Below are 13,612 nucleotides of genomic sequence, written 5' to 3'. Positions count from 1 at the left end.
TTGAAACGATTGCTTATCGCGGCGCTGTGCATGACCTGCGCGATGACGGCAGCGAACGCCGACTCCGTACCCGCGCCGCCCGGCGAAGTCATCGCGCACAGTCCGGCCGCCACGCGCGTGTATCTCGGCTCCCCGTCGCTCGCCCTGCTGCCGAACGGCGACTATGTCGCGAGCTTCGACACGTTCGGCGCCGCAGCGGCACAGAACCGCGTGTCCGTGTTCGCGTCGCACGACAAGGGCGCGACCTGGTCGCGGCTCGCGGACGTGCCGGACCAGTACTGGTCGTCGCTGTTCGTGCTGAACGGCGCGCTGTATCTGATGGGCACCAACCGCTCGATGGGCACACCGTCGATTCGCCGCTCCGACGACGGCGGTGCGTCGTGGACCACGCCGGTCGATGCGTCCACCGGTCTGCTGCCGTATTCCGGGCGGTTCATCACCGGGCCGGTTCCGGTGCTCGTCGATCGCGGGCGCGTCTGGCGCGCGTATGAAAGCGTCGACGGCGGCGACCTGCGCGCGACGGTGCTGTCCGCCCCCGTCGACCGCGATCTGCTCGACGCGCGCAACTGGCGCATGTCCGCGCATCTGCCGTCGGACAAACGCTGGCTCGACGGCACATTCCAGTCGTGGGAAGAAGGCAATGTCGTCGGCAGGCAAGGCGCCGCGCCCGTCGTCATGCTGCGCGTGAATACGGAGAACGGCCCGGAGAAAGCCGCATTGGTGACGACGAGCGACGACGGCCGAACGCTGTCGTTCGACCCGACGCGCGATTTCGTCGACCTGCCCGGCGCGGGCAAGAAGTTCACGATCCGCTTCGATCCCCAGTCGAAGCAATACTGGACGATCACGAATGCAGTGCCGAAGAGCGTCGGGCCGATGAACCTCGAGCGCGTGCGCAACACGCTGGTGCTGCTGTCGTCCCCCGATCTGCGGCGGTGGACCGCGCGGCGCATCCTGCTGCAACACGCGGACAAGAAGCGGCACGGCTTCCAGTACGTCGACTGGCAATTCGACGGCAGCGATCTCGTTGCCGTGCTCCGCGTCGCGTTCGACGACCCGGAAGGCGGCGCGGCCAGCCAGCACGACTCGAATTTCATCACGTTCCTGCGCGTACGGCGGTTCCGCGACAACGCCGCATCCACTGCGCTGACACAAGAGTTGCAGTAGCCCCGGCCGAGGCCGCCGCCCGTCTATTTCTTGAACACGCCGACGACGTCGCTGCCGTCGACCACCAGCAACGCGCCGATGCGCTGCGTCTGCATCAGCAGCAGCGCATCCTCGACCCGCGTACCCGGCCGTACCGTACAGGGCTCGATCGACATCATGTCGGCTGCCGTGCGCCGCAATACGCCGTCGCCATACCGCTCGATCGCGCGGCGGATGTCGCCGTCGGTCACGATGCCCCAACCCGTGTCGCGCTTCACGATCGCGAGCCCGAGACGCCCGCGCGTCATCGCGTCCAGCACGTCGAGCGTCGACATGTCTTCCGTCACGATCGGCAGGTCCCGGCGCGCCATTTCGTCGTCGACCGTGGACAGCAGCCGGCGGCCGAGCGAGCCGCCCGGGTGGAAGCGTGCGAAGTGCTCCGGCTGGAAGCCGCGCGCCCGCATCAGCGTGACCGCCAGCGCATCGCCCATCGCGAGCGTGGCCGTCGTCGACGCGGTCGGCGCGAGTTGCAGCGGGCACGCCTCGCGTTCGACGCCGACGTCGAGATGGACCCGCGCGGCGCGTGCGAGGGTCGACGCAGGATCGCCGGTCAGCGCGATCAGGTCGTTGCCGTTGCTGCGCAAGAACGGGATCAGCTTGATCACCTCGTCCGTTTCCCCGGAATTCGAAATCGCGAGAAACGTGTCGTCCGGCGTCACCATCCCCAGATCGCCGTGATAAGCCTCGCCCGGATGCATGAAGAAGCCGGGCGTGCCGGTGCTCGACAGCGTCGCGGCGATCTTCCTGCCGACGATCCCGGACTTGCCCATCCCGCACACGACGACCCGCCCGCGCGAGCCGAGCATGATCTCGATCGCACCGTCGAAGTTCGCGTCGAGCCGCGCGGCCACGCTGGCCAACGCCCGCGATTCGATCTCGAAGACCTGCCGGGCGGATTCAATATGGTTCTGTCGCATCATCAGTTTGCCGTTTGAGAAGGGAGACGACGCGCGCGACGTCGTCGGGCGTATCGATGCCGGCCGGCGGCGCATCGGGCCATTGCATCACGTCGATCGGCATGCCGAGCCAGAGCACCCGCAACTGCTCGAGCCGCTCCAATCGTTCGAGCTCGCACGGCGCCGCGGCCGCCAACGACTGCAACGCCGTATTCGCGTAGCCGTAGAGGCCGATGTGCCGCAGAAAGCCGCCGCCGTTCGGACCGCTCGTTTGCGCGGGCCGGCCGTCGCGGCAGAATGGAATCGCCGCGCGCGAGAAATACAGCGCACGGCCGCGGCCGTCGACGACGAGCTTGACGATGCCCGGCTCGTCGAGCAACGCGGTGTCGCCGACCGGGCAGGCCACCGTCGCGACACCGAAGTCCGGCGCCGCGCTGCAGAAGCCGGCGAATGCCCGCAGCAGCGCCGTGGGCACGAGCGGTTCGTCGCCCTGTACGTTGAGCACGGCATCGGTGTCGCGCCAGCCGAACGCACGCGCGACTTCCGCCGCGCGATCGGTGCCGGACTCATGCCCGGCATCGGTCATCGCGAAACGGATGCCGCGCGCGGCGAGCACGTCGGCGATACGCGGATCGTCGATCGCGACGACGATGTCGGTATCGGGCAGCGCACGGCTCACGCGCGCGTGCACGCGGACGATCATCGGTTCGCCGTCCAGATCGACGAGCGGCTTTCCCGGCAGTCGCGTCGAGCCGTATCGTGCCGGAATCACGACGTGCACCGGCCGCCCGTTATTGAATGACGTCATGGCTGCTCCATGCGTCGAACAACGGCCGGTACGCGTCGTCGAGCGACAGCCCGGCGCCGGTCAGCAGATGCTCGGCCACCTCGCGCGCCACGCCGCGGCCTCCGACCGTGCGTACGACATGATCGACGCGTGCGCGGACGAGCGGATGCGCGTCGGCCGGCGCATACGACACGCCGACGCGTTCGATGACCGCGAGATCGTTCACGTCGTCGCCGACGTACGCGATTTCGGGGTCGCCCATCCGTTGCCGCGCCTTGATGTCCGCATAACCGGCGGCCTTGTCGTCGCAGCCGGTCACCAGCACGTCGACGCCGAGCTGGGCCGCCCGCCACGCCAGCGCGCCGCTATGCTTGCCCGACAGGATGCCGACGCGAATCCCGTGCGCGCGCAGCAGTGCGACCGCGACGCCATCGTGCGCATGAAAGCTCTTCATGAACTCGCCGTCGGCCGTCACGTGGAGCAGGCCGTCCGTCAACACGCCGTCGACGTCGAACAGCGCCAGGCGCACGGGCCCGCGATACATCGCGCCGCTCACCGGATATCGAGCGGCGCGAGCCGCTTGACCAGATCGTCCACCGCCTTCGTCTGCTGCAGGAACGCGTCGAGCAACGCGAGCGGCAGCGCACTCGGGCCGTCGCAACGCGCGTGGTCGGGATCCGGATGCGCTTCGAGGAACAGCCCGGCCAGCCCGACCGCCATCCCGGCGCGCGCGAGATCGAGTACCTGGCGCCGCCGGCCGCCCGACGCGGCGCCGTGCGGATCGCGCATCTGCAGGCTGTGCGTGACGTCGAAGATCGCCGGGCAGTCGCCCGTCGCATCGCGCATCTGGCGAAAACCGAGCATGTCGACGACGAGATTGTCGTAGCCGAACGAGGAACCGCGCTCGCACAGGATCACGCGATCGTTGCCGGCCTCGCGGCATTTCGATACGACGTGCTCGATCTGCGTCGGGCTCATGAACTGCGGCTTCTTGATATTGACCACGTTGCCGGTCTGCGCGATCGCGACCACGAGATCGGTCTGGCGCGCGAGGAATGCCGGTATCTGCAGGACGTCGACGACCTGCGAGACCGGCCCGACCTGCCACACCTCATGCACGTCCGTGATCACGGGCACGCCGAACCGGTGCCTGACTTCGTCCAGGATCCGCAGCCCCACGTCGAACCCCACGCCGCGATACGAGTGGATCGACGAACGGTTGGCCTTGTCGAAGGACGCCTTGAACACCAGCGGAATGCCGAGGCGGCGCGTGACCTCGACGAACGTGCCGCAGACGTCGAGCGTGAGCCCGAGGCTTTCGAGCACGTTGAGGCCGCCGAAGAGGACGAACGGCAGGTCGTTGCCGACCGTGACGTCCGGCGTGATGGTTACATTCATATGGATCTCCACGAAATGAGGACGATGGTGTTCGCGTCGTGCTGCGGCCGCGACCGCCGCCGCGCGAAACGCGGAGGTCGACCGCCGCTGCTTGCCGACGTCAGCGCTCCCCGCTCGTCGCATAGAGCGGCGCAAGCTCGCCGAACAGGCGTTCCTCGCCGAAACGCTGCCGCGCCTCGCGGTTCGCCCGCCGGCCCAGTTCTGACCGCAATGCAACGTCGCCAGCGAGGCGCTGCAGCCACGCGGCCGCGTCGGCTGCCGTCGCATAGATCACGCCGGTCTGCAAATGACGGACGACATCGACGTTGCCCGCACAGTCGGACACGACGACGGGTCGGCCGGCCAGCATCGCCTCGATCACCGACACCGGCATCCCTTCCCACGACGAGGTCGACAGGTACACGTCCGCGCATCCGAGCCGACGCTCGACCTCGTCGCGCGACAGCCATCCGGTCACTTCGACGCCGGCCTTCGCCAGTTCCGCCTTCGCACCATCGTCGCCGTCGCCGATCCAGACGAAACGCGTACCGCGCGCGCGCATGCCGTACGCGATCTGCGCGAACAGGCCCGGATTCTTTTGCGCGCGGATGCCGCCGACCGTCACCACATAGGCGGGACCGTCCGCGGGCCGCGCGGCGTCGCCCGAATGCGCGGTCGACGCAGCCTCGACCACCGCATTCTCGACCACCACCACCGGCTGACGAAGCCAGGTGCGAATCGCCCGACCTTCACTCTCCGAGCACGCGACGTAAAGGCACTTCCGCACGCACGCGATTCTCTCCAGGCCGACGAACGCCAGGCGCTTCACGCGCGAGATGTCGCGACGCATGAAAGAAATGCAGTGCGGACTGTAGAAGAACGCCGCCTTCGGCAACGCAAACAGCGTCGACAGCCGCCCTAAAAAACCGGCAAACGACGAATGCATGTGCACGACGTCCGGGCCGATCCCGTTGAGTGTCGCGCGCAGGCGCATCACGGTCTGCAACAGGCCCGCGCCTTTCATCTGGAGGTGGCGCAACGACACCCTCGCGTCGAACATCGCGGCCAGACCCGGCGGCGTATCGGGCCGCACCGAATAGACGACGTGCACGTCGTGCCCTTCGCGAGCGAAGCGATTGGCAATCAGGCACACCATCGACAACGTGCCCGTCGCGCTGGATTCGACTATGTGGACGATTTTCATCGGGTCCGTTCCATGAAAAATGAGCCGTCGCGCACCGACGCCGAACGACCGTCAAACACGCGGGCCGCGCCCCGCGACCGCATCGATATACGCGAGCACGCCGGACCCTTCGATTACACGCCCCCATTCGAGCGACTTCATCGCAGCCGGATCGGGACGACGCGCACGGATCCGCGACAGCGGAAACACTTCGTCGAAGATCGCCGCGCCGGTGACGTGACACGGGATACCGAGTTCTTTCGCGGTGCGTACGTTCGACGGCGCGTCGTTGCAGACGATCTTTTTTCCGAGCGACGCGTATTCGAGCAGCTTCGTCGGCGTCTGGAAGCAATGCGGCCGGTGATACGGAAAGAAGCACACCGCGTATTCGCTGTCGCGCACGATCCGCAGTGCGTCGCGTTGCGGTACGCGGCCGACGAAGCGGATGCCCGGCGTGTCGGCGAAAGCCGCGCGGATTTCGGGCTCCGGATGGCCGACCAGCACGAGCGTGTCCGCTGCGTCGCGCCGCGCGTCGCGGTAGGCGGCGAGCACCTTGTGAAAGCCGCGTTCTCGGCTCATCTCGCCGATATAGCAGAACCTTCCGGACGGCGTTTGCACGGTATCGGTGTCACCCGCGGCCGCGACGTCGGCACCGGCTCCGGCACCGGCACCGGCACCGGCACCGGCATCCACCGGATCGAAGATCCAGTCCGGCACGCCCATCGGCAACAGCAACGCGCGTACGCCGTCGCCAAACGCCATCGCGTCCCGCATCCGCGCGTTCTGGAAGATGCGCAAATCGGGCCGTACGTTCAGCACGCGCTTCACGCGGTCCTTGACGGCCGCGAGCCGGCCCACCGATAGCGACCGATAGTCGTGAATCACGAACCGCGCGGGCGGCAATGCCCGATAGAAACCCATGATGCACCACAGGATGCAGACGTCCCGGTCCGGAAAGCGCACATACGCATCGAGATCGCCGTCGAACACCTCGAACCCGTGCGCTCTCAGCCGACGGCCGTAGGCGGCGATCTCGGGATAGTTCGCCTTGCCGGGATGCAGAATGAACACTTTCATTTCGATTCCTGTCCGTTGTCGACAACGCGCGCCGGCACACCGACCGCGACGCCGCCGTCGGGCACGTCGGTCAGCACGACCGCCCCGGCGCCAATCCGCGCGCGGTCGCCGATGCGAACCTCGCCGAGCACGACGCTGTGCGCGCCGAACTCGACGTGATCGCCGATCGTCGGCACGCCGCCGAGCGTGCCGTCCTTCCGGATCGTGTTGCCGACGGTCACGCCGTGCCGCAGCGTGCAGTACGCGCCGATCGTCGCGTATCCGTTGATCACGAGGCCGGTGCCGTGATAGATCGCGAGCCCCCTGCCGATCTTCGTCTTCGCCGGAATCTCGATGCCCATCAGCCAGTCGCACAACACGATGTACAGCAGGATCAGCGGCGCGCCGGCCAGCAGCGTGAACCGGTTCCGGCACGCGAGGTAGTGCACGATGCGGTAGAAGATCACCACGCTGCGCGTCTTCACGAACGCATTGCGGCGGCAATCTTCGGCGATCGCGTCGGCGGTCTGTCTCAACGTGACGGTCATGTCAACGCTGCCCCGCGAAAACGCGCCGCGCCGCATCGGCCGGGATACGCGCGGTGCCGAAGTAGTCGATGCCGTCGACCAGAAACGAATGGATGTACTTCAGCAGGCGCTCGCGGTCGAACTCCTTGTAGAAACACCGGCCGAGCGACACCACGCGCTTGCCGTACAGCATCGCCTCCAGCCCGACCGTCGAATTGATCGTGACGACCGCATGCGCATGCCGCAGCAGCTCCGTGGTCGGCGTCGTGACGATCTCGAAGTGATACGTCTGCTGCAGGCGCACGATCGCGTCGATCTCGGCCGCATCGGTTTCCGCCGGATGGAGTTTCACGAACAGGTCGGCGCTCTCGTTCGCCGCGAACTCGAACGCATGGCGAATCGCGTCGAGATTGCCGACGTCAGAGTGCAGCTTGATCTGCGTATCGCCGGCCACCTGAAGCGGCAGGAATACATAGCGGCAGGTCGACAGCGTGTCGGGCAACATATAGGTGGCCTGGCGCGGCGCCGGCATGCCGTTGCGCGCGCGCACGCTTGCCAGACGCCGCCGGCCGACACCGCGGCTGACCAGCTTCAGCACATAATTCGTCGCGGACGTCGCCTTGCGTCCGAACGACGTCCGCGCCTGCGGCAGCGGCTTGCGCTTGTCGCGTTCATAGGTCGACAGCCAGCGCGCATGCGTGTCCTCGTCGGGTAGCGGCAGGCGATCGATGACCTCGGGGTAGCGGCTGATCGTCGACAATGCATTGACGCCCAGCGAATCGACGAACAGCTTGCCCGGCAGATTCGAGATCTCGATGAAGCGGGTCGCCACGCCCTGCACCGTGCACGCCTGCCGCACCGCACGGCACACGAGCTGCTGCCCGTTCCACATCACGCACTGCTCGATCCGCAGCCCACGAAGGACTTCCAACGCAATATGGAAGATCGCCGCCGACTCGCGCTTCGCGCGCGCCTCGGTCATCTGCCCGTTCATCACTTCGATCGACAGTTGGTACGGCGTGCGGTCGGCCGCGCCGCCGTCGGACACGTCGATCGGCATCAGCCGGTTCAGGTACACCGACCGGAAGCCGCCCAGCAGCAGGCCGAGATGCGCGACCGGTTCACTCGTCAGGAATGCGAACTCGTATTCGTGCCGGACCCCGCTCACCAGACGGGTGGCGAAGTAGTAGCGCTCGAGGGAGTCGATGACTATCAGGATCATGGTGTACTCGTTCGTCGTATCGGCGTTCTCACGCCAGCGCCCCCGACCGGGACAGGTTCGCGTCGAGGACCCGGTACGTCAGCGCGATGCCCGCCGCCATCAGCGCCGCGCCGGTCAATGAAAAAATCAGGACGCTCGTCGGGGCCGACAGGTTCGTCAGCCGCGCGACGCCCAGCGCGCCGACGAGGCCCAATCCGCAGGTCAGCTGAAACAGGAAATCGGTGCGCTGTGCGCGCGTGGCCAGGAAGATCTGCGACAGCGGCACGTAGATCAGCTGCAGCGCGAACAACGGCATCAGGCTGTAATAGAAGCCGACCGAGCCGCGCCAGCTTGCGCCGAAGAACAGATCGACGAGCGGCGCGAACAGCAGCAGCCCGCCGGCCATGTACGCGACGGCGAGGCCCGCGAGTGCACGCGCGTAGGTGCGGTACACCCGATGCACCGCCGAGCCGCCATCCGGTCGTGCCATCGCGCCGATTGCGTCGCGCCGAAACACGCCGCCCACGCTCTGCGCGATCAGCGAAACCGGAAAGAAACCGAGCCGGTAAGCCGCGGCGAAGTAGCCGGCACTCTGCGCATCGAACCAGTGCGGAATGGCGATCGCCAGCGCGTAGGTCAGCACCGACGCGCACAGCGTCGACGGCAGGATGTACAGCGCGAACCGGCGATTCCTGACGAAGAAACCCGGCGACAACCTGAACGCATACCCTGCGCGATAGCCGCTCAGCACGATCGCACCGGCCATCACGACCGACACTGCGGCGGTCACCCACGCGTACAACGCGAATACGTCGACCTTGCCGCATGCGGAGCAGGCGAGCGACAGCACGAGACCGATCAGGAACGCACCGTTGACGACCATGCGCGACAGCGCGATCCATCCGTAGCGCCTGAGGCTGTTCAGGTAGGCCCCGGCAGCCAGCTGGATGAACGATGCCAGCGCATAGACGGCGACAGGATAGAGATCCGCCCGGCCGGCGATCGCGATCAGCATCCCGCCCGCGGCGGCGACCATCAGGCCCAACGCCGTCACGTTGACCAGCGCATTGAACGATTCGCGCGGCGAATCGTCGACGCACGCGAGCTCGTAGCGCAATGCGAGCAGCGTGCCGACGAAAGACGCCAGCGCGAGCAGATAGTTGAAGTGGCCGAGCGACTCAGGCCCGAACCGACGTCCGATAACGAAGATGCAGACGAACAGCGCGATCTGCCCCATCACGACGCCGGCCAGCGAAACGATCGAATCCCGCGGATTGATCATCGCGCCTCCGTGCGCCGCGCGCGACCGGATTCGCATGCCGGGACGCCGGCTGCGCTGGACATATCACGCATCCTGCGCTCCGTACTCGTAGGCGACATAGCGATAACCGCCGTACTTCGAACCGTAGCCGTACTGTCCGAGCCGCGGGTTGACGCCGTTGAAGATGACGCCGTTCAGGCGAACGCCGTTTTGCGCGAAGCGCTTCGCTGATTCGTCGATCTCGCCGAGCTTTGTCTTGCCCGCCATCGTGACGAGCAGCGCGGTACCGGCGAATGCACCGAGAATACCGGTATCGGGCACGGCGAGCACCGGCGCCGAGTCGATCACGACGATGTCGTACCCCGACGACAGGCCGTCGACCAGCGCCGCGAGATTGCGGTTCAACAGCAGTTCCGCGGGATTTTTCGGCATCGTGCCGGTCGAGATGAAGTCGAGACCCTCGACCACCTCTCGGTGAATCACGTCCTCCACGCGTGCGCTGCCGGCGATCAGCTCCGTGAAGCCACGGCCGCGCGGAAAGCCGAGATAGTCATGCATCCGCCCCTTGCGAATGTCGCCGTCGATCAGCAGCACACGCTTCCCGGCGCTGGCCATCACGACCGCGAGGTTCGACGAGATGAAGGTCTTGCCGACGCCCGGCGCGGGACCGGCGATCAGCACGATGTTGTTCTTCGCCTCGAGCATCGCGAACTGCAGGGCGGTGCGCAGGCTCCGCAGGCACTCGACGGCCGGCTCGTTCGGGAAATCGATCGACAGGATCGACTTGTGGCCGCTCTTGCGCGCGGCTTCTTCGGCCAGGTCGCGCTGATGGTCGCTGATCGGGACCGTCGCGTACACCGCGAGGCCGAGGCGGCGCTCGATCTCGTTGTGATCCGAGATGCCGTGGAACAGCATCGAGCGGACGATCGCGGTGCCGCAGCCGGCGAGCAGCCCGAGCAGCAGCGACGCCAGCGCGACGAGCACCTTCTTCGGCCGCACCGCCACTTCCGGCACCGCGGCCGTGTCGACGAGACGCACGTTGCCGACCTTGCCGGCCTGCACGAGTTGCAGTTGCTGCATGTTGTTCAGCAATGCCGTGTAGAGGTCGGTGTTGACCTTCACGTCGAGCATCAGCCGCACGGCTTCCTGCTGCAGGTCCGGCAGGCGCCTGATCTGCAGCTCGGCGGCGTTCCGATAGCCGTTCAGCGCGGCGATCTGCTCGTCGATCACGGCCACGCTCGGGTGCCGTTCGGTGAAACGGGACATCAACTCCTGCCGCTTCTGCTGCAACTCGAGCAGGCGCGTCTTCGCGTCCGCGGTCTGGGCCAGCGCGAGCTTCGCCTCCTCGGTGAGGTCGACCGTGCCATGCTCGTCTCGCAGTTTGGTCAGACGTGCTTCGGAATCGGCCAGTTGCTGCTTGAGCTGCGGCAATTGCGCGGTCAGGAATTCAAGCGACTGCGCGGCCTCCGCCGATTTCCGCTCGATGTTCTGCCGCACGTACTGACGGCCGATTTCGTTCATCGTGTCGCTGACCCATTTCGGATCGGTATCCTGAAGACTGGCGACGACGACGTCCGATTGCTTCACGCGCTCCTGCACGTTGAGGCGGTCGCGGATATCCTCGATCGTCTTCAGCCGCGAGTGGCGAGCCAGCACGAATGCGGCGCCGGGCTTCGCGGCGATCGACGCGACCTGCAGCACGATCGGGCCGCGCGGCGAGTCGAAGCGCTCGAGCGCGCCGACGGTGCCCTCGACCGGCGCATCGAGATCGCCGCCGTCGAGCCGATAGCGCTTGCCCCCGAGGCTCGTCAGCGTGAACGCGTCGCCTTCGTTCTTGCGCGGCACGTCGAAACGCCGCACGTCGATGCGTTCGCGGCCCCACGCGTAGCCGCCCAGGCCGGCGAGGCCGGGTTCGGACAAGCCATCGCGATGGCGCGCGATCCAGTCGCCAATCAGCGGAAATCGCTTCGGCTCCGCGTCGATGAACAGGTTGAGCTTGTCGACCGCACGTTCGACGACGAGGCGCGACGCGAGGATCTGCTGTTCGGCGGCGGCCGACGACTTGACGTCGAACAGCGCCGATACGTCGCCGAGCAACGACTTGGCGGCCGACGTGTCGGGGCTGTCCTCGACCTGGACCATGATGTTGGCTTCGAACACGGGCTTGCCGAGCATCGCGTACGCGAGGCCGGCCGCCAGCAGCACGCACGTGATGGACGCGATCAGCCAGCGGCTTTCCAGCAGAATGTCGAGCACCGCGACGAAATCGGTCTCGCTGCCGTCTTCGGCGGCTTGCTGCGGCGGGGCGGAGGGTTGGGTCATGGCAACGATATGAGGCGTAGGGGTTCCAGTGGAGCGTCGGCCGACGGCGGCTTCAGACGATACGAAGGCGCTTCGACCACTCGGACACGCCGAGTTCGATCAGTCGCGCGCAGCGTTCGAATACGAACCTGGGCTGCCGGTAAGGGTCGTGCACGTCGAAGTCCGTGTATTCGCCGAGACGGAACACGCGTCCCCGCACGAACGGAAACCGGTTCTCGAGCGACGTGCGCTGTCGACGGTCCATCACGAGGATCAGGTCGGCGTCGGTACACAGCGCGCGGTCGACCTGCCGGGCGCGATGCGGCGACACGTCGAACCCGCGCAGGCGCATGACGTCCAGCGCATACGGCGCGGCCGGCATGCCGACCAGTGCGTTCAGGCCGGCGGACGTGACGCGGCGCCCCGGCATCGACTGACGCAGCATCGCTTCGGCCATCGGGCTGCGGCAAATGTTGCCTTCGCAGACGATCAGGATGGACTCCATCATTTGGTCGCGATCGCCGCGGTCAGGCCGGCATTGATGGCCGGCAGCAACAGGCTGAGCACGCGGCTGAAGCGGACGAGCCCGTTGCCGTCGACGTAGACGACGTCCTTCGGCTTCAACTGGAATTGGTTGGCGAGCACCATCGCGACCGGCGAGCGGGCATCGAGGTGATAGACCTGCGGTTGCGCGTCCTGCATCCCGCGCACCACGTAGAGCTGCGCGGCGTCGGCCGTGTTCGCGTTCAGGCTGCCTGCCTGCGCGATCGCCTCGCTCAACGTCAGCCGGCCATTGCGCATCGGCAACGCCGTGACGGGCTTGTTGACCTCGCCCATCACGAATACGCCGCTCTCGTCGCGTGCCAGCACGCGCACGAGGTCGCCGTTGCGCAGCACGATCTTCGACGGATTGCGTCCTTGTTCGGCCATCCCGGTCAGATCGATCCTGCGCTCGACGCCGTCGCGCACCAGCACGATGCGACTCTGGTCGGCCGCCGCCGAGAATCCCCCTGCCCGCCCTATCGCGTCATACAGCGTCATCGGGATGTCGTTCACCGGCTGCGAGCCCGGCGTATGCACCTCGCCCTCGATATACACCTGCTTCGCACGGAACGATGCGATCCGCACCGTGACCTGCGGATTCCTGAACGTCTTGTCAAGACGCCGCGCAAGCTGCGTTTGTACCTGCTCGGCCGTCAGCCCGGCGACCGGCAACCGGCCCGCGTAAGGAAACTGCAGCGTACCGTCCTGATCGACGACGAAACCCGGCGGCGCATCCGCGGCACGCGGCGCGGACTGTGCCGGCGCGCCGAGCGCCGCCGCCAGTTCGGGGTGATCCCACACGGTGATCTGCAACACGTCGCCGCGGCCGATGGTGTATGCGTCCGGCGACGAGGCGATATCGCGGAGCTCGCCGGGCACACTGCGTTCCGTATCGCGCATGCGCCGGATCAGCGACAGGTCGATATTCGTCACCGGAACCGGCAGCGTGGCGTTGTCACCGGGCGTCGTGCCGCTTTGCAGCGGAATCGACGCCGGCTGCTGCATGCGCATGCCCGGCGCGATACCGCACGCGCCCAGCAACGCACACAGCGGCAGGATCATCACGAGTCGACCGACACGCGATCGTCGGCGCGGCGCGCGCGCCGGCTCCATTTGACGCAACCTCTGCATTACAACCTCGCTCTTTTTTAGTCTGAAATTGCTTCGGTCGCCTCGCGTCGTGTCGACCGCGAGTACAGCACCCCTGTCGAGACCGGACATGCCTGCTGCCACACCGTACCGTTGCGCCGCCTTCCGCCACGCGCGATCGCACC

The 13,612-nt window shown here is 66.8% G+C and carries 13 protein-coding genes; 1 reads left to right on the top strand and 12 read right to left on the bottom strand.

Going from position 1 to position 13,612, the window contains the following annotated elements; genetic code table 11:
- Positions 1-30 precede the first annotated feature (30 nt).
- Positions 31-1,167: a sialidase family protein gene (locus HWX76_RS12890; RefSeq protein ID WP_235356205.1), complete on the top strand. Its 1,137-nt coding sequence runs from the start codon at positions 31-33 to the stop codon at positions 1,165-1,167.
- A gap of 23 nt (positions 1,168-1,190) precedes the next feature.
- On the opposite strand, the gene HWX76_RS12885 is transcribed toward HWX76_RS12890, so the two are convergent.
- The 12 genes from HWX76_RS12885 to HWX76_RS12830 all read right to left on the bottom strand — a co-directional run bounded on the left by HWX76_RS12885 (position 1,191) and on the right by HWX76_RS12830 (position 13,469).
- Entirely contained in the window at positions 1,191-2,126 is a 936-nt protein-coding gene (locus HWX76_RS12885) for a KpsF/GutQ family sugar-phosphate isomerase (RefSeq protein ID WP_124630067.1), read from the bottom strand.
- Complete coding sequence (gene kdsB, locus HWX76_RS12880) at positions 2,104-2,910, bottom strand: 3-deoxy-manno-octulosonate cytidylyltransferase (RefSeq protein WP_050013555.1); 807 nt, start codon at positions 2,908-2,910, stop codon at positions 2,104-2,106. The genes HWX76_RS12885 and kdsB overlap by 23 nt, the downstream gene beginning before the upstream one ends.
- Positions 2,894-3,445 carry an HAD-IIIA family hydrolase gene (locus HWX76_RS12875; protein WP_050013556.1) on the bottom strand — a complete coding sequence of 184 codons (552 nt, stop codon included), beginning with the start codon at positions 3,443-3,445 and terminating at the stop codon, positions 2,894-2,896. Before HWX76_RS12875 ends, kdsB begins: the two co-directional genes overlap by 17 nt.
- Positions 3,442-4,287, bottom strand: a complete 846-nt coding sequence (kdsA, locus tag HWX76_RS12870; RefSeq protein ID WP_124630065.1) for a 3-deoxy-8-phosphooctulonate synthase — start codon at positions 4,285-4,287, stop codon at positions 3,442-3,444. Before kdsA ends, HWX76_RS12875 begins: the two co-directional genes overlap by 4 nt.
- A gap of 100 nt (positions 4,288-4,387) precedes the next feature.
- The gene (locus HWX76_RS12865) at positions 4,388-5,470 is read right to left on the bottom strand and encodes a glycosyltransferase (protein WP_050013558.1); all 1,083 of its coding nucleotides are present in this window, start codon (positions 5,468-5,470) and stop codon (positions 4,388-4,390) included.
- 51 nt (positions 5,471-5,521) lie between these two features.
- The gene (locus HWX76_RS12860; protein ID WP_176015885.1) at positions 5,522-6,526 is read right to left on the bottom strand and encodes a glycosyltransferase; all 1,005 of its coding nucleotides are present in this window, start codon (positions 6,524-6,526) and stop codon (positions 5,522-5,524) included.
- Entirely contained in the window at positions 6,523-7,053 is a 531-nt protein-coding gene (locus tag HWX76_RS12855) for a DapH/DapD/GlmU-related protein (protein ID WP_050013649.1), read from the bottom strand. Before HWX76_RS12855 ends, HWX76_RS12860 begins: the two co-directional genes overlap by 4 nt.
- A gap of 1 nt (position 7,054) precedes the next feature.
- Positions 7,055-8,254, bottom strand: coding sequence for a capsular biosynthesis protein (locus tag HWX76_RS12850; protein WP_176015884.1), 1,200 nt, complete (start codon positions 8,252-8,254; stop codon positions 7,055-7,057).
- A gap of 28 nt (positions 8,255-8,282) precedes the next feature.
- Positions 8,283-9,515, bottom strand: coding sequence for an oligosaccharide flippase family protein (locus HWX76_RS12845; protein ID WP_176015883.1), 1,233 nt, complete (start codon positions 9,513-9,515; stop codon positions 8,283-8,285).
- A gap of 63 nt (positions 9,516-9,578) precedes the next feature.
- Positions 9,579-11,816 (bottom strand): polysaccharide biosynthesis tyrosine autokinase, encoded by a 2,238-nt coding sequence (locus HWX76_RS12840; RefSeq protein WP_176015882.1) that lies wholly within the window; start codon positions 11,814-11,816, stop codon positions 9,579-9,581.
- A 52-nt stretch (positions 11,817-11,868) separates the two neighbouring features.
- Positions 11,869-12,303, bottom strand: a complete 435-nt coding sequence (locus HWX76_RS12835; protein ID WP_050013562.1) for a low molecular weight protein-tyrosine-phosphatase — start codon at positions 12,301-12,303, stop codon at positions 11,869-11,871.
- On the bottom strand, positions 12,300-13,469 hold the full coding sequence (locus tag HWX76_RS12830; RefSeq protein ID WP_239469032.1) for a polysaccharide biosynthesis/export family protein: 1,170 nt from the start codon (positions 13,467-13,469) through the stop codon (positions 12,300-12,302). The genes HWX76_RS12835 and HWX76_RS12830 overlap by 4 nt, the downstream gene beginning before the upstream one ends.
- Between the last annotated feature and the right edge of the window lie 143 nt (positions 13,470-13,612).

It is taken from the genome of Burkholderia sp. BCC0398 (assembly GCF_902833245.1).
Lineage (GTDB): Bacteria > Pseudomonadota > Gammaproteobacteria > Burkholderiales > Burkholderiaceae > Burkholderia > Burkholderia sola.
The sequence above is the reverse complement of the archived record's forward strand: the minus strand, read 5'-3'. Positions and strand labels throughout refer to the sequence as shown.